Origin of the sequence: Bacillus swezeyi (genome assembly GCF_001969815.1) — a bacterium.
Taxonomy (GTDB): Bacteria; Bacillota; Bacilli; order Bacillales; family Bacillaceae; genus Bacillus; species Bacillus swezeyi.
Genome location: NZ_MRBK01000006.1, coordinates 344473 through 371200 on the forward strand (window position 1 = coordinate 344473; position 26728 = coordinate 371200).

Sequence of the window (26728 nt, forward strand, 5' to 3'; positions counted from 1 at the left end):
AGAGGATAGGAGAGGATAACATGAGCCACTATGATCAACAATACAACGAAATCATTCAAAAAATCATTGAATCCGGGATTTCTGATGAAGAATATCAAGTGCGGACGAGATGGGATTCAGACGGCACACCTGCTCACACATTGAGCATCATGAGTCAAAACATGCGTTTTGATAATTCCGAGGTGCCGATTTTGACCACCAAAAAAGTAGCCTGGAAGACAGCTATAAAAGAGCTGTTGTGGATTTGGCAGCTGAAGTCCAATGATGTACAAATCCTTAACGATATGGGCGTGCATATTTGGGATCAATGGAGACTGGAAGATGGCACGATCGGTTCAGCATACGGCTTTCAATTAGGAAAGAAAAACAGAACGGTCAACGGCCAAAAAGTCGACCAGGTGGATTATTTGCTCCACCAATTAAAGCATAACCCGTCATCCCGCAGGCATTTGACAATGCTGTGGAATCCCGATGATTTGGATGACATGGCGCTGACGCCATGCGTATATGAGACGCAGTGGTATGTCAAAGAAGGAAAACTGTCTCTGGAAGTAAGGGCAAGAAGCAATGATATGGCATTGGGCAACCCGTTCAATGTGTTTCAATATAATGTCCTCCAGCGCATGATTGCCCAAGTTCTTGGTTATGAGCTTGGCGAATATATCTTCAATATCGGCGACTGCCATATATACACGCGCCACATCGACAATTTAAACATTCAGATGAAACGGGAGCAGTATGCGGCTCCAAAGCTTTGGATCAACCCGGATATTAAAGATTTTTACGACTTTACGATCGATGATTTTAAACTCGTTGATTATAAACACGGGGACAAGCTGGCATTTGAAGTGGCAGTGTGATGATAACAGGCGGTTCCCCCGCCTGTTTTTTCATAAATGAAGGAGGAATCGAATTGCCGAAAAGGCTGGCTTGTCTTCATGCCCATCACTCGAATATTGGATATGCAGAACGTGAGTTTTCTCAATATAATATAGAGCTTGTCCACTTTGTCGATCCAGGTTTGCTGCATCAATTAACGGCAGATCAAACCTTCAATGCTGCACAAAAAGCAAGAGAGCAAATCGAATGGATGGCATCATGCCGTGCAGACGCAATTTTGATCACTTGCACAAATTATATTGCGGTTTTACAGGAGGTGGAATTTTCCATTCCCGTGCCGGTTATAAACATTGATGAACCGTTCTTTGAACAAATCTGCCAAACCGAGAAGCGGCAATTGATGCTTTTTTCTAATCCCGCAACTGTTGCAGGGACAATGGAACGTCTGAATGAATACGCGCGTCAGCGGAAAAAATCCCCGGATGTGGAGTGTATAATTCTTGAACATACTTTCGATCTCATCATGCGTGGATATAAAGAAATGTACGATGCTGAGATCGAGAAACATATCAAGCAAATCGCAAATAACGAAAACAGGCTGCTCTCCGTTGCTCAGTTATCCATGGTTGATGCTGCTAAAGCGGCGGAAAATTCATCATCTGAGATGATCATCAATCCGCTCGATCCGCTAAAACATCATGTAGCAGGTTTACTGAAATTAGAGAGACGGCAGGAAATCGCAGAAAATGAAAAGCTATAATAGCCGCTTTTAAAGGATGGGGGATCGAAAAAACTGATCATCCGTCCTTTTTTTACATGTTTTAGAGGGATTACAGGCATTCACATCCAATTTATAACATAGAAGTAAACTGGATGGTTTGACCGCTTTATATTCGAGATGCAGACAAGCCTTCCCGTCCACACTTCAGCGCTCACATTAAAAGAAAGAGGTGTACTTAGAATGGTTCATTCACAAAAACCTTCTGATGTGTCTCTAAATCCCGAATTGAGGTCCCGTGCCAAAGCTGATTTTTTAAAGCATCACAACCGTTTGACGGAAATTGAACATCTGAAAGCAAGGATGCAAAATCTCATTCAGCATGTCGAAACCTCTCAAAGCGTTGAGGTGACAGATGCAAGGGTGACGGCCGAAGGAGAGGCGACTGCACTGTTGAAAGAGCGGCTTGACAAGGAATATCATAAACTGCTTGGCAAAATCACCCGTGAAGTTAATGTTGAAGATTTCGGGGCTGTTCCTGATGGAAGGGATAATACGGAAGCTTTCCGCAATGCAATCGGGAATGGACGAGTTAGAGTGAACATTCCGGCGGGCGAATATCTTGTTCAAGGAATCAAGCTCCCGTCTTGGACATATCTTGTCGGACAAGGCAAAGGTGTCACAATCATTAAACTTCATGAGGACACCCCGGCACATGAATGGGGCATCACGAATGATGATTATGAAAATGGAAACCGTAATATTTTTGTCCAGGGGATGACTTTAGACTGGAATCCGGACAGACAATGCGGAGTGAGAAACCCTGGAGGACAGTTTTCCAGCTGCTTAACGTTTGCAAAAGTCGAATTTGGCTGGATTAAAGATATTGAAGCCGTCAATGCAGGTCTTCACGGAATTGATATCACATCTCCGACATATGATCATTTGCCTGATACGGACTGGACAAAGGACGGCTCCAAGTATATCTGGATCGATAACTGTGTCACATATGGCGCGGGCGATGACGGCATAACTACGCATTACAGCGAATACATCTTTATTTCAAACTGCCATTCTGGAGACCCGCGCGGCACAGAGCACGCCGAAGGCATGTCCAACTCCAACGGTATCGAGATTGATGATGGGTCAAAGCATGTCTGGCTTTTAAATAACGTGACAAGCGGAAACATTCGCGGGGTGGAGGTGAAAGCCCACGAAATGTGGCCGGCTTCTCAAAACGTCCATATTATCGGCCACATATCCTACCGGGATGTCCGCGCTTTTGACCTCCGGCATATCGGCCACCACCAGGCATCAGATCCGGAAAGCACCACAGCATACGATGTAACGCTCATTGATTGTACAGCGGTTGAGCCTGTCTTCAATTCCCTGTATGAGAATGTTACTCCGAGAGCGCTCGTTGTTTCAGCCTATAAGAATGTTTATGTAAGCGGATTCACAGCGATCGGAAATCCGGATTACGACTATAGCGGCTATCCTGTAGTGGCATTGCAGTACCGAAGTCAAAACATTACGATCAATGGGATTAAGATTCGCGGATTTAAAAAGGCCGGTGTCGATATTAATTTATCGGGAGGGGCAAATAAAACCGATCATGTCAAAATATCAAACTTTGATTTTTACCATTCCGCTCCAATAGGAATATCGATCGGAGGCGGACTCTATTACGTCAATATTATGAACGGAACAATGTTAACAGAAGGCGGGACGGCAGGCATCCAATCGCCGAACAGTCAGGCCGTCATCATCGGGGTTCTGGCGGAGGGGTACAGTGCTGCTGCATCCATTAAAGGTCAAACCTATCAGCAGATGCCCGTCAGTTTAAAGGGCGGCGCCCAGATTGCAACCACCTCCGGTTTTGCATTTAATCAAACAAGCGCCGTCATTGCCGGAACCGGAGATATTACGGCAAAAGGTGAAAGAAATGCGGTCATCGGAGCTTCGGGCGGTTCAAGCACAGAGGGCTCCCGTGCATTTATCACAGCTTCAAACAATTCCCATATTACAGGCAACAGTGTTTCCAGAACGATTCTGTCCTCTGAAAGCATTACACTGGAAGAGCCGTACACAGTGGCTGGAGGTCACCAGTCAATCAAATGGCTTCTTGACTCCCGCTATGGAAATGGAGCATTTGCGGGGGCAATAACCTCTTCATTAACCGGCTATGGAGAATATTTTGAAAGTGAAAGCGGGCAGTTGATCGATACAGGCACAATCGTCGCCCTAAAAGGAGAAAAAATGGCCCCCGCACAAAGCGGAGATGATTTGCTTGGGGTTGTATCGGAAACAGCCGCTTTTGTTTCGGGGGCATCTAGCTTCACCTGGCAGAGCCGCTATTTGACAAACGAGTTTGGCGGATTGATTTATGAGGAAGTAACCGATATCGAAACAGGAGAGCTGATTCGCCTGCCGAAACAAAATCCAGACTATAACAAGGCTTTGGAAGACGGATACCTTTCACGTGATGCCAGAGATGAATGGCATGTAGTCGGGCTTTTGGGCAGGCATTATGTACGTATTGACGGCACAGTGCGTCAAGGAGATTATTTAGGAGCGCTTAACGGCATAGGGACAAAAGCAGCCGAAGGTTCTTGGAAAGTGATCAAAATAACCGCTCCTTACACTCCTGAAAAAGGATACGGAATCGCTCTCGCCTTAATCAAATAACGTGCGGCATAAAGATGGTCAGAAGAAAAAATATCCATTTTGAAGTGCTCATCCATAATATGAAGATGTATGACAAAAGCAAAGGAGTGATCGAATGAAAAAGCTGATGTACATGTTTTCCGCATTGCTTCTGACCGGAGCCATTTTTACTGTTAAAGCCGATGCCAAAAAAACCGCATCCCGTTCTTCCGATGAACAGCTCAAGGTCAAAGAATATTTTAATGGATATGACGGAACGTTTATTTTGCGAAACATCAAGAACGGTCAAACCTTTGTCTATAACAAAGAAAGAGCCTATAAAAGGCTGACGCCTGAATCCACTTTCAAAGTGGCAAATGCGCTGATCGGATTGCAGACGGGGGCAGTCAGAGACGAATATGATGTCAAGCGCTGGGACGGCATTGTAAGGGAGTTTGATTCTTGGAACCGTGATCATACCCTGGGATCGGGGATGCGCGAATCCGTCATCTGGTATTATCAGGCGATGGCCAGAGACATCGGCAGGGAGCGCATGGAAGATTGGCTTCGAAAGATTTCCTACGGCAACCAGGATATAAGCGGCGGAATCGATCAGTTTTGGCTCGACAGCACGCTGAAAATTTCTCCGCTGGAACAGGCCGATTTTATGGAAAAGCTTTATGAAGAATCGCTTCCATTTGACAAGTCTGTGATGAAAACGGTAAAGCGGATGATGATTCAAGAAGAAACAGACAGCTACATACTTTACGGCAAAACAGGCACAAGGCTGTCCGATATGAAGCTGGGCTGGTTTACAGGGATCGTTAAAAACGGCGGCAGAACTTATGTATTCGCCACAAACATAAATGGCACAGGTTCAAATGCAAAAGCCATTACGCGCAGCATATTAAAGAAATACCGATTAATAGACGAATAAAAATGTTGAGATGAAATGTCGATCTTTTACACAATCTAAACGTCTTTTACACAAAAAAACCGAAAAGCGAAAACAATCCTCCCTTAACCTGGTGATAAAACCAGGATATTGAAAGGGAGTTTTTTTATGTTGAAGAGATGGACGATTCGATTACTGCTTATTGCGGCTGTGCTGCCAGGGCTTTCTGAAGGTGCTGCATCGTCAACGCAGCATGCAAAAGGAGCTGCAAGATATGATGATGTTTTGTATTTCCCGAAATCGCGCTATCCTGAAACAGGGGCGCATATCAGCGATGCCATTAAAGCCGGTCATTCCGATGTCTGTACAATCGAAAGAGAAGGAGCGGATAAGCGGCGCCAGGAGTCTTTAAAAGGGATTCCGACGAAACCGGGATATGATCGTGATGAATGGCCGATGGCGATGTGTGAGGAAGGAGGGAAGGGGGCATCAGTGAGATATGTCGCTTCAACAGATAACCGGGGGGCAGGTTCCTGGGTCGGCAGCAGGCTGAGCGGATATGCCGATGGAACAAAAATTTTATTTATTGTTCAGTGAAAGCAAAAAAAATGTATTGTTTTAATTTTTTTTCCTTCAGGAAACTTTTTTGTTGACAGTAAATGTAAAGTTAGAGATAATAGGTGTGTAAGCATATTATGAATTCCTCTTTTTCAGGTTCGCCACCCAAACAATGGGCATGGTCTCGAACCTGATTTTTTTGATCAAAAAAAGCCGCCGGTTTCCCGGCGGTCCTGAGTAAGCCCGTGATTAATGAACGGTTCGGAAAACGCCGATCACCTTGCCGAGAATGATCACATTCTGCAGGATAATGGGCTCCATCGTCGGATTTTCCGGCTGGAGGCGGATATGGGTCTCTTCTTTGAAAAACCGCTTGACTGTCGCTTCGTCATCTTCGGTCATGGCCACGACGATATCTCCATTGATTGCGGTACTCTGCTGCTTTACAATTACATAATCTTTATCCAGTATCCCTGCATCAATCATGCTTTCCCCCATAATCTCGAGCATGAAAACATGTTCTTCCGGCGGAGCCAGGCGGTCAGGGAGCGGAAAGTACTCCTCGATATTTTCGACGGCAGTAATCGGCATCCCGGCCGTTACCTTTCCAATGACGGGAACGTTGACAACCTGGTTTTTCGGAATGTGAATCTCTTCTTCGGTATCCAGGATTTCGATCGCTCTCGGCTTCGTCGGGTCTCTTCTGATCAGCCCCTTTGTCTCAAGTCTTGCCAAGTGGCCGTGTACGGTAGAACTTGATGCCAGGCCGACCGCTTCGCCGATTTCCCTGACGGAAGGCGGGTAGCCTTTGCGCTTCACTTCTTCCTTAATGAACCGCAATATATCAAGTTGTCTTTTTGATAGCTTCGTCATGATCTGCACCTCAAAACGTCGATTTTAGGTAGATTATAGCATGTTTTTCCTCGAAGTACAAACATAGGTTCGAAAAAAACAATTGACAGAAACATTTGTTCGTATGTATACTGAAAGCACAAAAAGCGAACAAATATTCTGTTTGGGGTGATAGATTTGAATAGGGAATCATTGATTTTCGTCAGTCTGTTTACTGCTGTGATCAGCTTCTGTGTTCTGTTTTTGTCTTTTGCCGGGAAGATGGAGGAAAGCAAGCAATATGTTAAAATAGAAGTTCAAGAAGGAGATACTTTATGGGAGATTGCCGATCACATCGAGGGCGGCAAGTCCGCTGACAAGCAAAAATTCATTGAGTGGGTTGCCGACAAAAACGATCTGCCGACATCTGTCATCAAGCCCGGCGATGTTTTGATCCTGCCGGTAACCAAACAGCATTCTGACCGATATCAGCTTGCAGAAGTAGAGTAAGAAGGGTGAGGGGATTTCCATGAACGCGATTATATACACCAGGGTGAGCACGACGAAGGAGCAGCAGGAAACCTCCTTAAAACGGCAGGAAGAGGAGCTTGCATCACTTGCAGCCGAACACGGCATGACCGTTGTAAAAGTCATTTCCGAACAGGCGAGCGGATATGAAATGGACCGGGACGGTGTATTCGATTTGCTTGATGAAATAAAAAGATCAGACGTGGATGCTGTATTGATCCAGGATGATACAAGGCTTGGAAGAGGAAACGCCAAAATAGCCCTCCTTCACTGCTTATATAAAGAAGGGGTTCAAATTTATACACTCGCACACAGGGGACAGCTGGAACTTTCCGAGGCCGACTCAATGGTTTTGGAAATCGTCGGCATCGTGGAAGAATACCAGCGGAAAATACATAATCTTAAGATTAAAAGAGGGATGAAGAAAGCGGTCGAAAACGGCTACCGCCCGGAAAGGAATCTAAAAAACCAACATGAAGGAAACGGGAGAGAGCGGATTGAAGCCCCGCTTTCAGAAATCATTCGGCTCAGGGAAAACAAGCTGACGTTTGCAGAGATTGCAGCCGTTTTAAGGGGCTTTGGGTACAGCATATCGAAAGCTACCGTACACCGCCGCTATCAGGAGTATAAGAGCAGCCAGCCGGATTCATTTGTTGTCAAACGAGAGCGAATTTAGTAGTATGAATGATAAACAAATCAAAGGAGCATATTATGATTTCCAAAGAAAAAATAGCCAGAATCAATGAGCTTGCGAAAAAATCAAAAACCGGCTCTTTGACGGAGGAAGAAAAAGCAGAACAGCAGAAGCTGCGCCAGGAATATTTGAATGGTGTCCGCGCATCTATGAAAAACACGCTGAAAAATGTGACAATCGTAGATCCGGAAGGCAATGATGTGACGCCGGAAAAGCTCAAAAAGGAAAAAAACCGCCGCCTTCATTAATTTTAGGGAATACGTCAATATCGTATTCCCTTTTTGTGTATACTATTGAAATAAAAGGAGCATAACGAGATCAACCATCATTTTTCAGACGCTTTCTGAGCTGAAATGGTTGTGAAAACTGATGGGTAGATTTATGATAAGAAAGTAGAGTACATACAGGAAGGGGATAAAAATGAAAACGATTGAATTAAAATCTGTCGCAACGATACGGACACTATCCATAGACGCCATTGAAAAGGCAAAATCCGGCCACCCAGGCATGCCGATGGGGACTGCTCCGATGGCTTATTCGCTTTGGACAAAAATGATGAATGTAAACCCTGAAAACCCAAGCTGGTTTAACAGAGACCGATTTGTGTTATCTGCCGGACATGGTTCAATGCTGCTGTACAGCATGCTTCATTTAAGCGGGTATGATGTATCGATGGAAGATCTAAAGAATTTCCGCCAATGGGGCAGCAAAACACCAGGTCATCCTGAATTCGGACATACTCCTGGCGTTGATGCGACGACAGGCCCGCTCGGTCAAGGAATCGGAATGGCTGTCGGAATGGCGCTTGCAGAACGCCATCTTGCGGAAACTTACAATCGCAGCGAATATCGTGTCGTTGACCATTATACATACAGTATTTGCGGTGACGGGGATTTAATGGAAGGAATCTCATCAGAAGCGGCTTCACTTGCAGGCCACCTAAACCTCGGCCGTTTAATCGTGCTTTATGATTCCAATGATATTTCCCTTGACGGAGATTTAGACCGCTCTTTCTCTGAAAACGTGAAGCAGCGCTTTGAAGCAATGAACTGGGAAGTGCTCTATGTAGAAGACGGGAATAACATTACTGAAATTACAGCAGCGCTTGAAAAAGCGAAGCAGAATGAAAATCAGCCGACATTAATTGAAGTGAAAACAACGATCGGTTTCGGATCTCCAAACCGTGCGGGAACTTCAGGCGTTCACGGCGCTCCTCTCGGTGCAGAAGAGGCTGAGCTGACAAAAGAAGCGTATGAGTGGACATATGAAGAAGATTTCCATGTTCCTTCTGAAGTATACGATCACTTCAACGAAACGGTGAAAGAGGCTGGCAAGCGCAAGGAACAGGAATGGAATGAACTGTTCTCAGCATACAAAAAAGCTCACCCGGAGCTTGCAGAACAACTTGAATTGGGCATCAAAGGAGAGCTTCCTGCTGACTGGGAAAAGGAAATTCCTGTTTATGAGAAAGGAAGCAGCCTGGCTTCACGCGCATCTTCCGGAGAAGTGCTGAACGGAATCGCGAAACAAGTGCCGTTTTTCTTTGGCGGCTCTGCCGATCTGGCTGGTTCCAATAAGACGACGATCAAAAACGGCGGCGATTTTTCAGCAAAAGACTATGCCGGCAGAAACATCTGGTTCGGCGTCCGCGAATTTGCCATGGGTGCAGCTTTAAACGGAATGGCTCTTCATGGCGGTCTCCGGGTGTTTGCCGGAACATTCTTCGTCTTTTCAGACTATTTGAGACCGGCGATTCGCCTTGCCGCTTTAATGGGGCTTCCGGTCACATATGTATTTACACACGACAGCATCGCAGTGGGAGAAGACGGTCCGACGCATGAACCGATTGAACAGCTTGCATCTCTCCGCGCTCTTCCAAATCTGTCTGTCATGAGACCTGCTGACGGAAACGAAACAGCTGCGGCATGGAAGCTTGCACTTCAATCAGACAACCAGCCGACTGCGCTTGTCCTTACTCGTCAAAACTTGCCGACGATCAACCAGTCTGCCGAAACGGCATATGAAGGTGTTGAAAAGGGAGCTTATGTCGTGTCTAAGAGTCAAAATGAAAAGCCAGCTGCCATTCTGCTTGCAAGCGGCTCAGAGGTCGGACTTGCGATTGACGCACAAAGCGAACTGCTGAAAGAAGGCATTGATGTATCAGTTGTCAGCGTGCCGTCTTGGGACCGCTTTGAGAAGCAGTCAGCCGAGTATAAAAACGCTGTCCTTCCTTCTGATGTGACGAAACGTCTTGCAATTGAAATGGGATCGCCGCTCGGATGGGACAGATATACAGGCACTGAAGGCGATATTCTCGCCATTAACCAATTCGGCGCATCCGCTCCTGGGGAAACGATTTTGAAGGAATACGGCTTCACTCCAGCGAATGTTGCAGACCGCGTGAAAAAGCTTTTAAATCAATAATGACATTGCATGGGAAAGAGAATGATCTCCGAATCATTCTCTCAGCGTGTCGACAAACCCTCGCATTCGTTGTCAGGCCTGCGCGTCGGTGCTCACGAATTGCAACATTCGCTCCGCTCCGATGCTTCCTAGACTGCAAAGGTTTTCAATCACGCTGAAAGGATGACAAAATCCTAAAACTTCAAACCGTTTTAGGATTTTGTCAACAATCTGAAACGCCAGAATGTCTGGCGTTTTTTTTGCTAAGTCCCCGTTTATGCCTGCGCCTGACGTTTTTTAGACGCTTCATTCACCTGTTCGTCGGCATGGTATGAAGAACGGACGAGCGGTCCAGCTTCACAATGGCTGAAGCCTTTTTCCATGGCGATTTCTTTTAACTCGGCAAACTCATCAGGGTGATAGTACTTTTGTACTTTGATATGTTTTTTAGAAGGCTGCAAATATTGACCGATTGCCATAATATCGACGTTGTTTGCAAGAAGGTCATCCATTGTTTCAATGATTTCCTCTTTTGTTTCGCCAAGACCGATCATAATGCTGGATTTCGTTGGAATATCAGGCTGCATCTCTTTGGCCCGGCGCAAAAATTCCAAAGACCGATCATATGTAGCTCTTGCACGGACTCTTGGCGTCAGGCGGCGAACCGTCTCAATGTTGTGGTTTAAGATGTCCGGCCGGGTATCCATCAGCGTTTTTAAATTATCATAGTCTCCGCCCATGTCAGAAGGGAGAACTTCAATCGTTGTAAAAGGGCTTTTTCTGCGGACAGCGCGCACCGTTTCAGCAAAAACGCCTGCGCCTCCATCTTTTAAGTCATCACGGGCAACAGCTGTAATGACCGCATGTTTCAGATTCATAATGCTCACAGAATCTGCGACGCGTTCCGGCTCATTTAAATCCAGTTCGGTCGGCAGTCCTGTTTTTACCGCACAGAACCGGCAGGCTCTGGTGCAGACAGATCCAAGGATCATAAAGGTCGCAGTCCGTCTGACGGCCCAGCATTCATGAATATTCGGACATTTTGCCTCTTCACAAACCGTATTCAAGTTATTCTCTCTCATTAGCTTTTTCAAACCCGTATAGTTTTCATTCGTGTTCAGCTTAATTTTAAGCCATTCGGGCTTTCTCAGGTGCTCGTCTTTCTTTGCCAATTCCATCATCTCCATCGTGGATTGTAGTCAAGTTCAAATACGAAAGTTTTGACGCTACGCCGGATGTGTCCCTTGCTTTTGGAACCGCTTAAAAAACCAAATCGTCATCTTTAGTCACTTTAACATAGTACAGATTTGTGAACAAGTGTTGGTTTCACAATATGGAATTACTAACATTTTCATATTATCGTTTCCTTCATATGTCACAAACTATATGTATTCAAACGGAAAGGAGCTAAGGACACTGTGAAAGTTGTATTATCCGTTCTCATCCTCCTTTTGTTCATTTTGCAGCCTTGTGCTTTCGCGAAGGAAAAAAAAGAGCCTGATCTGCAGAAGAGAATGGCGCTATATCATAAAACAGAGGCGGCAACTCATATTCCCTGGTATGTTTTCGCAGCTGTGGATCAATATGAGATCAATCTCCGCAAAAACCGCAGAGATTTGCCAAAGCTGAAGGGTGATACAGGGATCTATATTCCCCAAAGCATCTGGAGCGGTCCTGAAAACCCGAATCCTCAAGATAAGTCACCGCTCAGCATCAAGGTTTTTGACGGAATTGGAATGGATGGAAACGGAGACGGTAAAGCAGAAGCAGATCAGGATGAAGATGTCCTTTATACATTTGGCCAATACTTGCTGACATATGGAAGAGATATCGATAACATCCGCATCGGGCTGTGGGAATTTTATGAAAGGGATCAGACGGTCGGCATCATTTCAGGCTTTATCAAGCTTTTTCAAAAGTACGGCCACATTGATTTAGGTGAACACGCCTTTCCTCTGCCGGTAAAATCAGATTACAGCTATAGAAGCACCTGGGGAGATGCCCGCGGATTCGGCGGAAGGCGCATCCATGAAGGAACCGATTTGTTCGCCCACTATGGTCTGCCCGTTCGCTCCACATGCTACGGAATTATTGAAATGAAGGGCTGGAACCGTTTTGGGGGATGGAGAATCGGGATCAGAGACATCAATAATACGTATCACTATTTTGCCCATCTGAATGGATTCAGCAAAGGATTAAAAGTCGGGCAGATCGTTGAGCCGGGACAGGTCATCGGTTCTGTCGGCAATACGGGATACGGGCCGCCGGGAACATCCGGAAAGTTCCCTCCCCACCTGCACTACGGCATGTATAAAGATAATGGGAGAACCGAATGGTCATTTGATCCGTATCCTCACTTGAGAGCATGGGAACGAAAAGAAATCAGAAAGAAAAAATAAAAGCAAACATCCCTATTCAACTGAATAGGGATGCTTATAATTAACTGCTTTGTTGTTTTTTATGTTTCACAACCGCATTTGTGATGCTTGCGGCCAATCCTCCCCAAATAATGATGATGCCTGCAGACATCATTGCAATAGAAGCACCGCTCATGAGGAAACCTCCTTATCTTGATGAAGTGAAGTATACCCAAGCCCATTCTTCCATTTAGAAAGCGAGAGCAGGAAGCCTGCTGCGATGGCGCCAACCGCCACACACCATCCCCACTTCAGCAGAAATTCCATCGGCAGATCGCCATAAGCCGTTGTCAGATTCGTTTTGATATTATCAAACATCATATAGCCCAGTACAAGCGGAGTGACAACACTTAAACAAATTCTCCACCATGCGCCCAGCTGAATGTCGGAAACCGAATTGGCGTGAGCCTGAAGAGATTTGAGCTCTCTGGCGAACCAGGCGATGGCAATGACTTCAATCAACCCGGCAAGCGCTACTCCGAAATTATTGATAAAGTAGTCGGCCGCATCGAGGAAGAACAATCCGCCTTTTGTAGCAAACACCAATGAACACAGAGCAGCGGCTCCTCCGCCGTACAGGACGGCCTTCCGCCGCGGAACATTAAATTTATCCTGAATCGCGGACACATACGTTTCCGAAATCGAAATGAGAGATGACAGGCCGGCTAAAACGAGCGAACCAAAGAATAAAAATCCGAACAGCGCATTAAACGCCGGAAACTCATTGATGATCTGCGGAAATACGACAAACGCCAAGCCGACTCCCGAAGAGACAACCTCTTTCACCGGAATGCCCTGCTGCGCCGCCATAAATCCAAGGGCGCTGAATACGCCGATCCCAGCCAAAAGTTCAAAAGATGAATTGCCGAATCCGGTAATAAATGCATTATTAGTAATATCTGACTTCTTCGGCAAATAGCTGGAATAGGTAATCATGATCGCGAAAGCAATCGACAGGCTGAAGAAAATTTGGCCGTATGCTGCAACCCACACTTTTCCGTTTGTAATCTGACTCCAGTCAGGAGTAAAAAACGCATTCAGCCCTTGAGATGCTCCATCCAGTGTTATCGAATAAATGACAATGATTAAAAATAAGACCCCAAGCATTGGAATGAAAATCCGGTTTGCCATTTCGATCCCTTTTTTGACTCCGGCAAATAAAATGCCCAGAGAGACAATCCAAACGATCGCCAGCGGGATCAAGACACCCGGCACAAAGCCGCCGAATTGGCCGATTGCACCGCCGCTGATATCCACTCTGTTTAAATATTCAGTCATTAAGAAATTTTCTGTATCTTTACCCCATCCCAAGTTGAAAGAAAAAACGGCGTAGGATATGGCCCAAGCCACGATAACGGCATAATAAGTTGAAATGACAAATGATATCGCAACCTGCCACCAGCCGATCCATTCTTTTCCTTTCCCCATTCTGGCGTAAGAAAGCGGTGCCGACCCTCTGTACTTATGGCCGATTGTAAATTCCATTATGAGAAGGGGAATTCCTGCGGTTAACAGCGCAAACAAATATGGCAAAAAGAAAGCGCCGCCTCCGTTTTCATAAGCGACAGCCGGGAATCTCCAAATATTCCCCAAGCCGATTGCAGAACCGACTGCTGCCATGATAAAACCCGCTCTTGTTCCCCATTGCGGACGAGTATCCATAAGCTTCCTCCTTTACCTTTTTGAAACATCAGAAAAAAAAGAATTTTCTAATTATTATTATTGAATAGTATATACAGTCTTTATGCCTAAGTCAAAGTATTTTTTTAAGAAAATAGACACATGCCGTTTTTGATTCAATGAAAAAAACATTCTGCATGCGTTTTTGCAGAATGCCTGGAAACATTTACTTCTTTTGATCCGCTTTCTCATCCGTTTTTTCGTCTTTGGACGGAATCTGAATGGATGGCGCCGTCTGGCTCCCGTTGCCGCTGTAGAAATCCGGTACATCTCCATGAACGGCCTGAATTGTCGCCGGAACCGTATTTTTCACAACCGCAGTCTTTGTCGCAAACGGAATGACCACACGAATTTTGACCTCTACAAGCACGCCGAGATTAATTAATGCATTATTAATTCCGTATGGTTTGACGCTTTCTTTAAAATCTGTAAAAACATCTCCAACAACGTTGAAGCGCACCGGTATTTTCGGCCCGAGGTTTCCAAGCAGGGAATTTCCTGTTGTCTGGCCAAGAGGAATTTGATAAATAACGCCGTCACTCCGATCGTCCGGCGTTTTCGCAGAAGAATTAAATTCTTCCGTTTCCGTTACTTTTAAGTTGTCGTGCAGTCGTTTCGTAATCTTGGTTTGCATATCACGAACAACATGGGAATTGAAGTTAATCGTTGTCACTTTTCCATTTTCATCCGACTTCATCTCCACCATGTTTTGCACATTTTCATCTTCGTTCATATAGTCCTCAACGGCTTCCTGGATGACGTGCGTTGCAATCCTGTTGGTTTCCATTTCCGCAATGTGCAAAAGCGTCGGTTTGATAGATGTGTTGATAATCAGTAAGCTGATTGTGGTAGAAAGAGTGAAAAATACAAAAGAAAGAAGCATGACATATCGAAAAGGCAAAGGTCCTCTTTTTGACAGAGGGCCGCGAAATCTTCGCAAGCAAAATCCCCCCTTACATCACAATGTGTATGCTTGTAAGAGGGGATATACGATTCAATCAGACAACTTTATTTCGCCATTTTTAAAAGGGCCTCTTTTCCGCTCATTCCCGCATGTATACCAAGCTCTTTGGCCGCATCTGTCACAGATTCAAGCGGGGCTTCGAGAAGCTGGTCGATCGTCCTGACGCCGACGGCTCTCGCGGCGACAATTTTCCGTTCCTTTAATTTATCATTCAGCAGGGCAACATCAAGCGCTCCGCACATAATATATCCATGGTCATTTGCAACCGCCATAAAATTCGTTTTTGGCAATTTGACTGTGACAGCCGTGAACGGCTGATCTTCAATCATAATCGGAGTCAAGTTCACCATTGCTATCCCTCCCTTTACCATTAATGTATGATAAAGCGGAAGACTTGTTCCGGTTTGCCTGGAAAGGCTGGTTTTGCATCTCCGTTTACAAAAGCGGCCCCATCTTTTTAAGCTTCCAAGAGAGCAGATCACGCAAAAATTCGGGCATATAATATTGAATATGATCGGCATCGCGAATGGCGGGAAAAAGGGTTCCGAGTGTGAACATATCAATAGTGGCGAGCTGATAAACCGTGTTCGCTTCCATTTTCACCCCGTTGACCGTCAGCTTTTCGGCATCGAGACCGGAGTACATCATTCTTCCCATCACTTTCCCGCGAAAGCCGAGCCCTTTAATGCGCAGCTGTTCCATTTTCTCTGTTGAAGCCTGAAGAACGATTTCTTTCAGCTCGGCTCCCGTCAGTTTAATGGCGACCGGATTAATCGGGTGCGGACAAATCCGGTGGATATCTGCTTTCGTGACAGCTCCTTTAGAAAGAGAATCAAGCACAATCCCGGCGTTGACCATTCCGATTTCTGCATCACACCATTCCTTCAGCGCATCAGCCAGCATTTGAGGCAAAGGGGATGTCCCAAACCAGTCGGTTTCAAGCGGCTGATCCAATATCGCAATTTCTTGCTGCAGAACTTGTCCGGCCTCTTTTTCTTTTTCTTTCAGCATCGCAATGGTTTCTTCCGATTCCCTGTTCCAATCAGCCGTTTTTAGAACTTCGGCCTTTTTGTCTTCTATCCCTTTGTTAAGCGTGAGTTCAACATGACCGACATAGTTTCCGTATTTTTCCGCGCAGGCGAGCAAAACACCGTTTTTCATCATGCCGTCTTCAAGCAAATGATGGGTATGGGAGCCCAGGATCAAATCGATTTCAGGAAATGCTTCTGCGGCCCGCTGATCGTCTAAAATGCCTAAATGGGAGAGAAGAACCGTGATATCGGCGTTTCCTTTTACCTCTTGCAATACCTCAGCAATGCTTTCAAAAGCATCTGTGACTTTCCAGTCGAGCTGTTCATAAATCGGATAATAAGGTATCGTCACACCAAGGATGGCGATGGTCAGGCCGTTTTTCAGCGATTGGATCCAATAAGGCTGTGCCCAGGCCGGTCTGTTTCCCTCGCTGTCGAACAAGTTGGAGACAACAATCGGAAAAGAAGCGTCATCATAGAGCGTATCGAGCTCTAGATGCGGCAGTGTGATTCCTTCATTATTTCCAATCGTTGCGGCATCATAGTCCAGATGATTCAGCAGCTCCACATTTGCTTTTCCAAATGACGCTTCTGATATCGGGTGAAACCTGTCCACATGATCGCCGATATCGAACAGAAGCACCTCTTCATGATCAGCCGCATGTTTTTGCCTTTGTGTTTGTATGTAGTCTACGATTTTCGGCCAGTTTTCAAAATGGCTGTGCAAATCGTTCGTATGATAAATATGGAGCTTTTCCCGCATGCAAATCTCTCCCTAACGTTTAGCTAAATACGCCCTGATAGATTAATCTGATTCCGATCAGGATCAGAACAAGCCTCATGATGACAACGATTGTCTTCGTTTGCATTTTTTTATTCATTATAGCGCCAAGCTGACCGCCAAACCATGCGCCTGGAATCAGCGCAAATGCATAGAGCCAATTGACATGGCCCGATATGACATGGCCGACAGATCCAGCAACAGATGAAAGAAAAATGATAAACATGGATGTCGCAACGGCAACCCTTGTCGGGAATAAAAATAAGAGCATCATCGCCGGCACCATCAACGAGCCTCCTCCGATCCCAAATAAACCGCCGAGGAAGCCGACAAAAAACGCGATTGCGATTCCAGCGAGGGGCTGGTAGGAATACGTATAATCTTGTCCATCATCATCGCCTTTAAATGTCCTGATGACTCCCGTATGTTCTCTATCCGCCGGTTTCAATTTTTTCTTGATCATTAATGAAAGGGATATCAATATCATAAAAATCCCGAACCAGAGAGAAAACGAGTCTGAGCTGAAATACTTGGAAACATGGGCTCCGGCGATGCTGCCGGGTCCAGATCCGATGAAAAAAATCAGTCCGCTCTTGTAGTCGACGGTTTTATATTTCATATAAGCCATTGTTGAAGAAAGTCCTGTAAAAATGATGACGAGGAGCGATGTGCCCACCGCCATCTGCGGTGTCACTTGATCAAACATTCCGGGAATGCCGGCTAAAAAAAGCAGGGAAGGAACAATGACCACCCCTCCTCCCAGACCGACGAGACTGCCGATGGTTCCCGCGATCAGACCAAGTATAACCAGTATGAGATATTCCATAAAATGAGTCCTCTTTTCTCAGCTGAATAAATCGAGCTGTCTTGGAGTGAGCCCTGTATATTCAAGGTTCAATAATTTCATCAATTGTTTGCCGTTCGCAGCCGCATCTCCTCCGGAATTGTTATTGAAGAGCACATATAGCTTTTTCGACTGCTTCTCTAGCAGCTCCAGGTTTTGTTTCCAATCTTGCAGTTCCTGTTCATTATATAAATACAAATATCTGACTTCCCGCCAGTTTTGCCCTGAAGACGGTCTAACCCATCCTTCTTTATTGCGGCCATGGAAGCGCACTAGCGTTTTTTCGCTGTTTGTCGCATGAAGGACGGCCGGAATGCAGCCTTCCCCGATCTGCGGCTCGTCACATATGCTGTGAATCCAGTTTTGCTCTTCCATAAAGGCGAGCGTCTTATCGTAATACTCGGGCATGAACCATGACCGATGCCTGAATTCAAGCGCACACGGAATGTCTCCCATCTTCTCTTTGCACCATCTTAAGTAGTTGACATTTTCTTTTTTACAGTCAAACCAGGGCGGGAACTGAAATAGGACCATCGCCAATTTTCCCGCTTTTATGTAGGGTGTTAAGGACAGTTTGAAGGCATCAAACATCTCATCCTTCGATTCAAAAGGGATCTCCCCGCGCTGATGTCCTGTCATCCCCTGATAAGCCTTAATGATAAACTGAAACGATTCAGGCGTCTCCTTTACCCACTTTTCATTGTTCCTCTCCGGCTGAATGGCATAAAAGCTCGCATCCAGCTCAACGATCGGAAAATGAGCCGAATAGCGGATCAGCCTGTTTTGGCTGCTCGTCTTGGGCGGATACAGGCTGTCATGATCCCCCCATCCTGTTAATCCGATATAAATCAATGCAGTTCACCTCTCTTTTTAGTTTATCACAGGTTTTTTACAGAATCTTATATTTAGGCCTGTTTGTAGCTTTTCCTGTTTTAAAGCGGAATACTTCATCAACAACAAAGAAGCCGGGTTCTCCGGCTTCTTTAGCGTGCTTTCTTGGGATAAAGAGTAAAGCTGAAACTATAAAGAAAATCGATTGCGAGTATGATTGTCCATAAAGAAGCCATTTGCATTAACGGTTCTGTTCTTTCCGCATCTCCGATGAACAGGTGCATTCCGGCTAAAATCGCCGCTCCGATCACCCAGGCTATGAAGTGGCGGAACCAGCCTGCCCGCTCTTTTTTTGCATGTTCTTTGCCATGCCGCGGACCTTTATCAGGCTTCGGACCTCCGGCAAAACGGTGGGCGAATCTGGCATCCGCCCATTTGATCATGCGGCTGCCGAATGCGATGCTGACTCCGATATAAACGGCAGCTATACCGTGCAGTGTATCCGCCTCAGCTCCATTGTGCAAATCAACCGCTGTTGAAATGAGCAAAAGCAAATCCAACACAGGCGTACAAGCAAACATCATGAAGCCGATTTTTTTCTTCCCTGCAATATATCGAAAAAACAGTCCTAACAGAATAAAAACCCAAAATCCTATTTCACAAGCTATAATCAATAAACCGATCATCCAGTGTCTGCCTCTCCTTTTTAATACAATTGTGTTTAAAAAAATAATAACACAAATGGATTAAATAATACAACCGTGTTATAATAAATATATGCCAAAAATCGTTGATCATGAAAAACAAAAAGAAAAGATAGCCGAAGCCGTTTGGAATGTCATTCACAGAGAAGGGCTGGAACAGTGCACCGTCCGAAAAATCGCAAAGGAGGCCGGACTCTCCGCAGGTTCTTTGCGGCACTACTTCCCGAACCAGTCTGAACTGTTGATTTACTCGATGAAGCTTGTCACAAACAGGGTAAAAGTGCGAATCGAAAATATGAGATTTACAGGAACACCGGCTGAGTGTATCAAACAGCTTCTTCTCCAGCTTTTGCCCGCAGATGAAGAAAGAAGGCTGGAAATGGAAGCGTGGTTTTCTTTTACAGCTAAATCGCTCAGTGATCCGGCACTCAGACCGTTAAGGAAGGAGATGAATGAGGAAATTTATTCTGCCTGCAAGCTGGCTGTCGAAACGCTCAGCCGATCAGGGGCAATGCCGGAAATGGATGCAGGGGAGGAAATAGAACGGCTGTATGCACTGGTTGACGGATTGGCGCTTCATGCGCTCCTTGAGCCTGAACGCATCACAGCTGATAAGATCGACTCTGTGTTGACAAGGCAATTGAATACTTTGAAATGAATGAAACAGCCTGACACCAGGCTGTTTCAATTTTTTAGCGGGTCTGTGAATATCCTTTCGTTTTCAGCCATTCTTCCCCCTGCTGCATCGCGTCCATCATTTGCCTTTCAGCCATCACGACAACTACGGTCCTTACGATACCCCAACCCATCGCGCCGACGAGCACTTATTTAAATCCTTCGTTGAAAGACTTGGCCATCTCCCTTGAATTTATCCGGCAACGAAAGTCCGAATGAGGCCCAGCGCGAGAAAATCCCCACTATTCCATTTCAGCATTTTCATGTAAAGTCATAAGAAAGATAAGCAGATAAAGGAGAGGTGTTACATTGCAGCAGTGGATTAAAGAAACAGCAAGAGGCAAAAGAGGCGCCAGGGATTTAACTTATGAAGAAGCAAAGCAGGCTGCCGAAGCGATCATGACAGGCACAGCAAGCCCTGCTCAGACTGCAGCCTTTTTGATAGCGGAACGCATTAAAACGGAATCCCCTGAAGAGCTGCTCGCTTTTGTCGAAGCATTAAGGGAGCAATCTGAACAATTGCTTCTTCCTCAAGCGGTTCAAGAGAAGCTGATCGACTTTGCCGGGCCCTATACAGGAAGACACTCTTTTCTGGCAACCATTCCCGTTTCGATTCTTCTCGCGGAAAACGGTATTCCTTCATTTTTACACAGCAGTGATGCCCTGCCGCCCAAATATGCGACAAGCTTGAAGGAAGTGCTGAACAAATTGGGAATCTTCCCTGAGGCTGATGCCTGCCAGACGGCAAAAACGCTGGAGCGGCTTTCAATCGGGTTTGCCGCAGCTGAGAAACTGTGCAAACCGTTTTTGCGGATTCGGCAGATCCGCGAGGAAATCGGCGTCCGCACCATTCTGAATACAGCCGAAAAACTGGTGAACTTCTCAGCCTCAGGCAAACTCATGATGGGAGCTTTTCACAGGACGGCCATTCAAAAAATGTATCCCGTCTTTCAACACCTTTCATATCAGGAAGTATTTATCGTTCAAGGAGCAGAGGGTTCTGAGGATGTTCCTGTACACCGCGGAAGCTTTGTGTTTTCGATAAAGGACGGCGGGATGACCTCATTTATTTTAAAACCGGAAGAATTCGGACTGCATGTGGATGAATCCAAGCTGAAAAAGCCTCTCCCGGCAGAAGAACAGGCAGAAAAAATCGTGGCTGTCCTCTCAGGAGATGAATCGCCGGATGTGGAGTATGAAAGAAAACAGGTCATCATGAATACGGCATTGCGCTGCTATTTATTCAAGGTTTGCCCGACAATTGAAGAAGGCATCCGGATCACAGAACATCAGCTTCAAGAGAAGGCAGGCTTGAATCTCCTCAGAAAGTGGAGAGCGTCATTTACAAGACAGTAAGAAAATCGTAATCAAAATGACATTCCCTTTTCATGAAATCATTGGATAATGAAAACAAATGAAAAAGGAGGTTTCAGACGATGAACCGCATGTTTGTCATACCGTTTATTTTCATGTTGTCAGCCGTGTTCACTCCCTTTGAAAAAGCAGATGCCTTCTCGCTTTTCCCATTAAAGACATCGCTTTGCTTATCGTCCGTTCCAGCAGATTACTACCAGCAGACACAAGGGAAAACGGGAGAGGATTTGAAACAAGCGCTACATGAGACGATCGATGATCATACTGAACTTTCTTACAGCGAAATCTGGGATGCGTTGAAAGAAACAGACGAAGATCCGGCAGCTCAACATCATGTCCTTCTCTTGTATTCCGGGGAATCCCGCTCCAAAGATGCAAACGGAGGACAAATAGGCGACTGGAACCGCGAGCACGTCTGGGCTAAATCACACGGAGATTTCGGCACGAGCAAAGGGCCCGGAACAGATTTGCATCATATCAGGCCAAGTGATGTGCAAACGAATTCCGCCCGGGGAAATCTGGACTTTGACGAAGGAGGCAGTCCATATCCGGGTGATCCCGATAATTATTATGACGGTGATTCATGGGAGCCGGACAGCCGTGTGAAAGGCGATGTCGCCAGAATGATTTTCTACATGGCCGTCCGCTATGAAGGCGAGGACGGTCACCCCGATCTCGAAATGAATGACAAAACGGGCAACGGTTCTCTGCCTTTTCACGGCAAAATGGCGGTCTTGCTGAAATGGCATAAAGAAGACCCTGTTGATGATCTGGAAAGAAAAAGAAATGACATCATTTATGAACAATATCAGCATAACCGCAACCCATTCATTGATCATCCTGAATGGGCCGAAGAGATTTGGCACCCGGAGCTTTAGCTTGATAAACGAAGGCGCTTTTCTATTTTGATAAAGCGCCTTCGTTCTCAAATGACTGCTTCTGTCCGCAGATCAAAAAGGCGTCATAAATCCGATTTTCTCTCCCGAAGTCAGAACTTTGTTTAGACCCCGTGTTTTTTGTTCTATTCGATTTTCGCCTGAAAATTTGCTCTCTGCAGCTGTCCTAGTTCTTTAACATGTTCAGGCCTGACGTCCAGAACCAACTTCCTTCAGGGGTCTTAGCGCCCTGCTTTTTTCCTTCGGAATCTCAAGGCGAACCGTTAAAGCCGGCTGCAAATGGATTGGCCGGATGATGATAAATGTCATGAGGATTTGCCGCCTGCTGAATTTCCCGTGATGGCATTCTACTTTCGAAAAAATCGGCGGCTCAGGCCAATTGGTTGTAGCCGCACATCATCTGCCTTCAATCTCTTCTTGCTGTTTGCCATTTTCCAGCATACCGAGAACGTCGATCAGCGTATGCTTCACGACAAATTTCAAGTAGTCGGCAGAACAATGATCATCATCCAAAATAGGCTCAGGCAAATGTCTGATCGCTTGCTGTACCTTTTCATCAATGGTAAGCTGCTGATCATTTAATATCTCTTCTATCATCGATGACCGAAAAGGAAACGGACAGACTCCGCTAAATGCGGCGCGAACATGATCGTCGATTTTGATTGCTGCTATGGTCACCAGCGGATAGCCCTTTGCCCAATGCCTGCGCACTTTAATATTGGCAAAAGGGAGATTGAGATAGCGTTTTTCTGTCAGAAGCAGGAGGAGCATCTCTCCATCATTCAGCTGAAGCTGTTTATTAAATACATCATGGATTAGATACAAATTCACTCCTTTTGCGTCAAGTGTCATGACTTGGCTGTCGGTCAACAAAAATGGCAAAACAGCTTCCCGATAAAAAACCTCCCCGCATATATTGCCGCCAAGCGTAATTCGTTTTCGAGCCGCATGATCGGCCACACCTCTCGCAGCACTGCACAATAAAGGAAAGTCAACGCTTTCCGATATTTCCGTTAAAGTTAAGGCCGCGCCTATTGTAAGATGTTTTTTCCCGGACTTGAAAACCCGGCACTCAGGTACCTCTTTAATATCGATCACCGCTTTTGTGTTCATCCTGTTGAAACGGCCAAGCGCCAGATGCTCTGTGTCGCCTGAAACATAAGCCGGCTGCTTCCCCTCGCCATCCAGCCTCTGAAACAGCTGAGCAGCTTCTTTTGCAGATGCCGGCCGGTAATACTCAAAATCAAATGGAAACATACCGGAGTCCTCCTTTATTTGTCCAATCAGCCGAAAACCAATATAACATAATTTCCCTTTTTATGTATACTGGCTGAAACCGTCCTTTACAACTGATATTGAAAAGAAAAAACGTTCACTCCTCTAAAAAGAGTGAACGTTTTTATCACTGATTATGAAATATCCAGCGCACCGGCTGGATCATATAGACCGACATCGATCTCAAGCGGCTCTCCAAGCGCAAGCTTTGCAAGCTCCCTCCCAAGATAAGGGCCTGAAGTCAGCCCTGAGGCGCCGAGGCCGTTGGCGATCAACAGTCCGCTTACGTTTGAGAGCGGGCCGATCACAGGCAGAAAGCCAGGTGTGAACGGTCTGAATCCTACCCGCGCTTCAAGCATCATCCCATTCTCCAGTCCGGGAGCAATCGCGAGCGCCTTTTTGAAAATGTCATGAAGCCCGCCTGCTGTTACGCGGCAGTCACCGAGTTCGGCCTCATTTTCATGGGTTGCTCCGGCAACGATCCTCCCATCTTCAAACGCAAGAATATACTGATCATGCGGAGGCATGACAACAGGCCAGCTGCCGGTATCAGCGTCAGACAGACGAAGATGGATGATTTGCGCTTTCTGATAGGTCACTAAAAAATTGAGCCCCAACGGCTTCAGCAGCTCGCTTGCCCATGCACCGGCCGTTATCAGCACCTGATCAGCATGTATCGTTCTATCATCCGCCCGAACCCCTGTGACACGATGATCTTCATACAGTAAAGAAGCATTTCCCTTCAAAACAGCTGCCCCGTGTTTTTGGGCGGCATTCACGAGCGAGCGCCGCAGGGCTTTTCCGTTTACCCGCGCTGCTCCGCTGATATGAACGGAGCCATATCCATCTGCCAAAGGCGGAAATAAGCGCTTTGTGGCGGCAGGCGATAAACGGGCAATTTCGCCGATCTCAGGCGCATCCTTGCGTCGCATATGAGCGCGTTCTTCCATTTGATCCAGCTTTCGCTCGTCTGTATGCAGGCTGATGGCGCCTGTTCGTTTATATCCCGTATCTGATTCTCCATCAGCTTCCAGCTGCTTGATCAAATCGGTGTAGTATCTTGCACCGCCTTTTGCCAGCTTGTACCATGCCTGATTTCTGCGCTGCGAAAGCCAGGGGCAAACGATTCCCGCCGCGGCATCTGTCGCCCTTCCCTGATCTTGACGATCAATTAATGTGACATCTGCGCCGGATTTCGCCAGATGATAAGCGGCGGAAGCTCCGAGAATTCCAGCTCCGACTACAATATAAGATTTCATTACAAACACCTTTTCCATTTCTGTTTATTCTACAAATATAACGGATCGTATCAATGAAACACAACCTATCCGATGGCTACCGATATCACGCCAAGCACCATAAAGACAGCCGCGATGATCCTCAATCGTCCGAAACCTTCCGACAAAAGGACCGCCCCCATAACCGGTCCGATTAAAATGCTGATTTCGCGAACCGGCGCTACATAACTAACCGGGGCAAACACCATGACACTCAGCGCCAAAATATAAGCCAAAGAATTAAAAATTCCCACTCCGGCGGCTTCCATCCGGTGATGCTTCCACTCAAACCGGACTTCGCTCCAGCTTTTTAAAGCAAAAGGAGTCAGTATAATCAGGCGGCCGAGCGTATTGCAATAATCCAGCAGCAAAGGCGGAATGAGAAACCGGCTGACCGCTGCTTTATCAAGGATGGTATATGCTGCAATCATACCGCCGACAGCCAGTCCGTAAAGGATCGGCGTGAGTGAGCCCGATTCTTTTAAGCGCTTGGCTCCCCCTGTAAAAAAAAGAATGCTTACCACAATCAAAAGAATTCCTATAAAAGCGGGCAGCGTCAATGTCTCGCCAAAAACGATAACCGCCAGCACGCAGGTGAGCAGCGGGCCTGTGCCCCTTGCGATCGGATAGACGAGGGAAAGGTCGCCCTTTTTGTACCCCTTTTGTAGAACTAGAAAAAAGCCCAAGTGAGCAAGGATGCTCGCCATGATGATGACAAGCTGCCAGGTGCCGATCTCAGGCTTTTCATATATGACAACACCTATGGCTAAAGGTGTGTAGACAACGGCTGCTATCGCTGTGAACAGCCAGATAAACGGAACGCCGCCATCGGCTTTTTTAGAAAGGTAGTTCCATGATGCATGGATAAATGCAGATAATAACAAGACGCAAAATCCCGCGGCAGTCATTTAACAACCCTCCTCACGCATTAAGGCCTGCGGTTCACAGTGCCATGTTAAGAGCTCAATGTTTGATGACGATGTAATACTTTAATTCCCCGTGCCATCTCTTGCCTCTGACGGCATCCACCCAGACGTCATATTTGCCTGGTTTAAGCTTTTTCGTCGGGAAGCTCACCCGAAAATGAGGCTTTCCGCGAGTTAAGTGAACATCTCGATAGATCATGACATTCCCTTTTTTATTTAACAGCCGGACGGCGATCATCGTTCCCGTAACAGGACTTCTTCCGGTGACAACGATCGAGGTGGCGGATTTCGTATATGTATTGGCATCTGTCCTGAATTTCACCGCGCCTTTGGAAGGCATGGCAAAGGCTTCTGTACTGGCTGAAAAAAGCGGCACAATGAAAATCGCGGCAATTATGAAAGCCCTTGTGAATACCTTCATCAAAAAATCCTTTCTGTTTTTCTATGGTAATTATTTCACATTATGAAAATATCACATTTATTATTATTCAACAATTGAACTTTTTGATAGGGAGAAAACCTTTTTTAAAAGAGGGGAGTTGCCGGGACAAGAAAAATAACACTGGCAATCCATAACAACCCGAGCCTTTATCATTTAGCAGCTTCACCTTGTTAAGTCAGGCGGAAGTTTTCATTTTTATGTTATGTTTTTTTAACCAATTATTCCCTTCCCTATTTGGCGATAGATATTAAAAGACGACTATGCTCGTTCGTTTTTTTCGATTTCTTCGAATAAGGCCTTTTGAAATTCGTACTGTTGTTGGTGGTACTTTTGAAATTCTTCTTTCGTGATATACGGAGTCTTTCGTATCACTGTTTGATATGTCATCAGTGTCAACTGTTGATAGAACAGCTTTTTGGCTCTCCAATGTCATGTCAGGGTTCTTAGTAAGGTCGATTAACCTTCTAAACAAAATGACACCATCATCAAAAAATCCAC

At 45.9% G+C, this 26728-nt stretch carries 29 protein-coding genes; 13 read left to right on the plus strand and 16 right to left on the minus strand.

Annotated features, from left to right (window positions below):
- Positions 1-20: 20 nt before the first annotated feature.
- The 5 genes from BTA30_RS07880 (at position 21) to BTA30_RS07900 (ending at position 5696) form a co-directional block, all read left to right on the plus strand.
- Positions 21-860, plus strand: a complete 840-nt coding sequence (locus BTA30_RS07880) for a thymidylate synthase (protein WP_076760692.1) — start codon at positions 21-23, stop codon at positions 858-860.
- A 47-nt stretch (positions 861-907) separates the two neighbouring features.
- Positions 908-1600 carry a hypothetical protein gene (locus tag BTA30_RS07885; RefSeq protein ID WP_076760935.1) on the plus strand — a complete coding sequence of 231 codons (693 nt, stop codon included), beginning with the start codon at positions 908-910 and terminating at the stop codon, positions 1598-1600.
- A 201-nt stretch (positions 1601-1801) separates the two neighbouring features.
- Positions 1802-4246, plus strand: coding sequence for a peptidase G2 autoproteolytic cleavage domain-containing protein (locus tag BTA30_RS07890; protein ID WP_076760693.1), 2445 nt, complete (start codon positions 1802-1804; stop codon positions 4244-4246).
- Positions 4247-4340: 94 nt separating this feature from the next.
- Positions 4341-5141 carry a class D beta-lactamase gene (blaOXA, locus tag BTA30_RS07895; RefSeq protein ID WP_076760694.1) on the plus strand — a complete coding sequence of 267 codons (801 nt, stop codon included), beginning with the start codon at positions 4341-4343 and terminating at the stop codon, positions 5139-5141.
- 126 nt (positions 5142-5267) lie between these two features.
- Positions 5268-5696 carry a NucA/NucB deoxyribonuclease domain-containing protein gene (locus tag BTA30_RS07900; protein ID WP_076760695.1) on the plus strand — a complete coding sequence of 143 codons (429 nt, stop codon included), beginning with the start codon at positions 5268-5270 and terminating at the stop codon, positions 5694-5696.
- Between the two features lie 210 nt (positions 5697-5906).
- On the opposite strand, the gene lexA is transcribed toward BTA30_RS07900, so the two are convergent.
- Positions 5907-6530 carry a transcriptional repressor LexA gene (lexA, locus tag BTA30_RS07905; protein WP_076760696.1) on the minus strand — a complete coding sequence of 208 codons (624 nt, stop codon included), beginning with the start codon at positions 6528-6530 and terminating at the stop codon, positions 5907-5909.
- 156 nt (positions 6531-6686) lie between these two features.
- On the opposite strand from lexA, the gene yneA reads away from it, so the two are divergent.
- From yneA to tkt, 4 genes are all read left to right on the plus strand, one after another.
- A complete protein-coding gene (gene yneA, locus BTA30_RS07910) occupies positions 6687-6998 on the plus strand; it encodes a cell division suppressor protein YneA (RefSeq protein WP_076760697.1) in 312 nt (103 codons plus the stop codon).
- Positions 6999-7017: 19 nt separating this feature from the next.
- Positions 7018-7692, plus strand: a complete 675-nt coding sequence (locus BTA30_RS07915; RefSeq protein WP_076760698.1) for a YneB family resolvase-like protein — start codon at positions 7018-7020, stop codon at positions 7690-7692.
- Positions 7693-7727: 35 nt separating this feature from the next.
- A complete protein-coding gene (locus tag BTA30_RS07920; RefSeq protein ID WP_076760699.1) occupies positions 7728-7958 on the plus strand; it encodes a DUF896 domain-containing protein in 231 nt (76 codons plus the stop codon).
- A gap of 172 nt (positions 7959-8130) precedes the next feature.
- Positions 8131-10134, plus strand: coding sequence for a transketolase (gene tkt, locus BTA30_RS07925; RefSeq protein ID WP_076760700.1), 2004 nt, complete (start codon positions 8131-8133; stop codon positions 10132-10134).
- Positions 10135-10388: 254 nt separating this feature from the next.
- Here the strand turns inward: tkt and lipA are convergent, their stop codons facing one another.
- On the minus strand, positions 10389-11300 hold the full coding sequence (lipA, locus tag BTA30_RS07930; RefSeq protein WP_263315914.1) for a lipoyl synthase: 912 nt from the start codon (positions 11298-11300) through the stop codon (positions 10389-10391).
- Between the two features lie 231 nt (positions 11301-11531).
- On the opposite strand from lipA, the gene BTA30_RS07935 reads away from it, so the two are divergent.
- On the plus strand, positions 11532-12512 hold the full coding sequence (locus BTA30_RS07935) for a M23 family metallopeptidase (protein ID WP_076760702.1): 981 nt from the start codon (positions 11532-11534) through the stop codon (positions 12510-12512).
- Between the two features lie 40 nt (positions 12513-12552).
- Here the strand turns inward: BTA30_RS07935 and BTA30_RS22715 are convergent, their stop codons facing one another.
- The 8 genes from BTA30_RS22715 to BTA30_RS07975 form a co-directional block, all read right to left on the minus strand.
- Positions 12553-12666 carry a methionine/alanine import family NSS transporter small subunit gene (locus BTA30_RS22715; protein WP_076760703.1) on the minus strand — a complete coding sequence of 38 codons (114 nt, stop codon included), beginning with the start codon at positions 12664-12666 and terminating at the stop codon, positions 12553-12555.
- Positions 12663-14192: a sodium-dependent transporter gene (locus BTA30_RS07945; RefSeq protein ID WP_076760704.1), complete on the minus strand. Its 1530-nt coding sequence runs from the start codon at positions 14190-14192 to the stop codon at positions 12663-12665. Before BTA30_RS07945 ends, BTA30_RS22715 begins: the two co-directional genes overlap by 4 nt.
- A gap of 184 nt (positions 14193-14376) precedes the next feature.
- Positions 14377-15150 (minus strand): sporulation protein YunB, encoded by a 774-nt coding sequence (gene yunB, locus BTA30_RS07950; RefSeq protein ID WP_076760705.1) that lies wholly within the window; start codon positions 15148-15150, stop codon positions 14377-14379.
- Positions 15151-15218: 68 nt separating this feature from the next.
- Entirely contained in the window at positions 15219-15524 is a 306-nt protein-coding gene (locus BTA30_RS07955; RefSeq protein ID WP_076760706.1) for a YunC family protein, read from the minus strand.
- Between the two features lie 85 nt (positions 15525-15609).
- The gene (locus BTA30_RS07960; RefSeq protein WP_076760707.1) at positions 15610-16968 is read right to left on the minus strand and encodes a bifunctional metallophosphatase/5'-nucleotidase; all 1359 of its coding nucleotides are present in this window, start codon (positions 16966-16968) and stop codon (positions 15610-15612) included.
- A gap of 19 nt (positions 16969-16987) precedes the next feature.
- Positions 16988-17812, minus strand: a complete 825-nt coding sequence (locus BTA30_RS07965; protein WP_076760708.1) for a sulfite exporter TauE/SafE family protein — start codon at positions 17810-17812, stop codon at positions 16988-16990.
- A gap of 18 nt (positions 17813-17830) precedes the next feature.
- Positions 17831-18682, minus strand: coding sequence for a DUF72 domain-containing protein (locus BTA30_RS07970; RefSeq protein WP_076760709.1), 852 nt, complete (start codon positions 18680-18682; stop codon positions 17831-17833).
- Between the two features lie 131 nt (positions 18683-18813).
- Complete coding sequence (locus tag BTA30_RS07975) at positions 18814-19347, minus strand: hypothetical protein (RefSeq protein WP_076760710.1); 534 nt, start codon at positions 19345-19347, stop codon at positions 18814-18816.
- A gap of 91 nt (positions 19348-19438) precedes the next feature.
- Here BTA30_RS07975 and BTA30_RS07980 point away from each other — a divergent pair, with 91 nt between their 5' ends.
- A complete protein-coding gene (locus tag BTA30_RS07980) occupies positions 19439-20023 on the plus strand; it encodes a TetR/AcrR family transcriptional regulator (protein WP_076760711.1) in 585 nt (194 codons plus the stop codon).
- A gap of 34 nt (positions 20024-20057) precedes the next feature.
- Here the strand turns inward: BTA30_RS07980 and BTA30_RS24105 are convergent, their stop codons facing one another.
- Positions 20058-20189 carry a hypothetical protein gene (locus tag BTA30_RS24105; protein ID WP_275667415.1) on the minus strand — a complete coding sequence of 44 codons (132 nt, stop codon included), beginning with the start codon at positions 20187-20189 and terminating at the stop codon, positions 20058-20060.
- 160 nt (positions 20190-20349) lie between these two features.
- On the opposite strand from BTA30_RS24105, the gene BTA30_RS07985 reads away from it, so the two are divergent.
- Both BTA30_RS07985 and BTA30_RS07990 read left to right on the plus strand, forming a co-directional pair.
- Positions 20350-21396 (plus strand): anthranilate phosphoribosyltransferase, encoded by a 1047-nt coding sequence (locus BTA30_RS07985; protein ID WP_076760712.1) that lies wholly within the window; start codon positions 20350-20352, stop codon positions 21394-21396.
- Between the two features lie 80 nt (positions 21397-21476).
- Positions 21477-22292, plus strand: coding sequence for an endonuclease I family protein (locus BTA30_RS07990; protein ID WP_076760713.1), 816 nt, complete (start codon positions 21477-21479; stop codon positions 22290-22292).
- Positions 22293-22493: 201 nt separating this feature from the next.
- Here BTA30_RS07990 and BTA30_RS24415 read toward each other — a convergent pair whose 3' ends face one another.
- The 5 genes from BTA30_RS24415 to BTA30_RS08010 form a co-directional block, all read right to left on the minus strand.
- Entirely contained in the window at positions 22494-22619 is a 126-nt protein-coding gene (locus BTA30_RS24415) for a hypothetical protein (RefSeq protein WP_411813138.1), read from the minus strand.
- 87 nt (positions 22620-22706) lie between these two features.
- Positions 22707-23567, minus strand: a complete 861-nt coding sequence (locus BTA30_RS07995) for an FAD binding domain-containing protein (protein WP_076760714.1) — start codon at positions 23565-23567, stop codon at positions 22707-22709.
- Between the two features lie 152 nt (positions 23568-23719).
- The gene (locus BTA30_RS08000) at positions 23720-24844 is read right to left on the minus strand and encodes an NAD(P)/FAD-dependent oxidoreductase (protein ID WP_076760715.1); all 1125 of its coding nucleotides are present in this window, start codon (positions 24842-24844) and stop codon (positions 23720-23722) included.
- Between the two features lie 65 nt (positions 24845-24909).
- Entirely contained in the window at positions 24910-25770 is an 861-nt protein-coding gene (locus BTA30_RS08005) for a DMT family transporter (RefSeq protein ID WP_076760716.1), read from the minus strand.
- Positions 25771-25825: 55 nt separating this feature from the next.
- Positions 25826-26209 carry a hypothetical protein gene (locus BTA30_RS08010; RefSeq protein ID WP_076760717.1) on the minus strand — a complete coding sequence of 128 codons (384 nt, stop codon included), beginning with the start codon at positions 26207-26209 and terminating at the stop codon, positions 25826-25828.
- Positions 26210-26728: the final 519 nt, after the last annotated feature.

Excerpts from the sequence above, each read along its gene's own strand:
- BTA30_RS07880 (WP_076760692.1), top strand. The coding sequence starts at position 21 with ATGAGCCACTATGATCAACAATACAACGAAATCATTCAAAAAATCATT.
- BTA30_RS07890 (WP_076760693.1), top strand. The coding sequence starts at position 1,802 with ATGGTTCATTCACAAAAACCTTCTGATGTGTCTCTAAATCCCGAATTG.
- blaOXA (WP_076760694.1), top strand. The coding sequence starts at position 4,341 with ATGAAAAAGCTGATGTACATGTTTTCCGCATTGCTTCTGACCGGAGCC.
- BTA30_RS07900 (WP_076760695.1), top strand. The coding sequence starts at position 5,268 with ATGTTGAAGAGATGGACGATTCGATTACTGCTTATTGCGGCTGTGCTG.
- lexA (WP_076760696.1), bottom strand. The coding sequence starts at position 6,530 with ATGACGAAGCTATCAAAAAGACAACTTGATATATTGCGGTTCATTAAG.
- BTA30_RS07915 (WP_076760698.1), top strand. The coding sequence starts at position 7,018 with ATGAACGCGATTATATACACCAGGGTGAGCACGACGAAGGAGCAGCAG.
- BTA30_RS07920 (WP_076760699.1), top strand. The coding sequence starts at position 7,728 with ATGATTTCCAAAGAAAAAATAGCCAGAATCAATGAGCTTGCGAAAAAA.
- tkt (WP_076760700.1), top strand. The coding sequence starts at position 8,131 with ATGAAAACGATTGAATTAAAATCTGTCGCAACGATACGGACACTATCC.
- lipA (WP_263315914.1), bottom strand. The coding sequence starts at position 11,300 with ATGGAGATGATGGAATTGGCAAAGAAAGACGAGCACCTGAGAAAGCCC.
- BTA30_RS22715 (WP_076760703.1), bottom strand. The coding sequence starts at position 12,666 with ATGAGCGGTGCTTCTATTGCAATGATGTCTGCAGGCATCATCATTATT.
- BTA30_RS07945 (WP_076760704.1), bottom strand. The coding sequence starts at position 14,192 with ATGGATACTCGTCCGCAATGGGGAACAAGAGCGGGTTTTATCATGGCA.
- BTA30_RS07955 (WP_076760706.1), bottom strand. The coding sequence starts at position 15,524 with ATGGTGAACTTGACTCCGATTATGATTGAAGATCAGCCGTTCACGGCT.
- BTA30_RS07960 (WP_076760707.1), bottom strand. The coding sequence starts at position 16,968 with ATGCGGGAAAAGCTCCATATTTATCATACGAACGATTTGCACAGCCAT.
- BTA30_RS07965 (WP_076760708.1), bottom strand. The coding sequence starts at position 17,812 with ATGGAATATCTCATACTGGTTATACTTGGTCTGATCGCGGGAACCATC.
- BTA30_RS07975 (WP_076760710.1), bottom strand. The coding sequence starts at position 19,347 with ATGATCGGTTTATTGATTATAGCTTGTGAAATAGGATTTTGGGTTTTT.
- BTA30_RS07980 (WP_076760711.1), top strand. The coding sequence starts at position 19,439 with ATGCCAAAAATCGTTGATCATGAAAAACAAAAAGAAAAGATAGCCGAA.
- BTA30_RS07990 (WP_076760713.1), top strand. The coding sequence starts at position 21,477 with ATGAACCGCATGTTTGTCATACCGTTTATTTTCATGTTGTCAGCCGTG.
- BTA30_RS24415 (WP_411813138.1), bottom strand. The coding sequence starts at position 22,619 with ATGACATTTATCATCATCCGGCCAATCCATTTGCAGCCGGCTTTAACG.
- BTA30_RS07995 (WP_076760714.1), bottom strand. The coding sequence starts at position 23,567 with ATGTTTCCATTTGATTTTGAGTATTACCGGCCGGCATCTGCAAAAGAA.
- BTA30_RS08000 (WP_076760715.1), bottom strand. The coding sequence starts at position 24,844 with ATGAAATCTTATATTGTAGTCGGAGCTGGAATTCTCGGAGCTTCCGCC.
- BTA30_RS08005 (WP_076760716.1), bottom strand. The coding sequence starts at position 25,770 with ATGACTGCCGCGGGATTTTGCGTCTTGTTATTATCTGCATTTATCCAT.
- BTA30_RS08010 (WP_076760717.1), bottom strand. The coding sequence starts at position 26,209 with ATGAAGGTATTCACAAGGGCTTTCATAATTGCCGCGATTTTCATTGTG.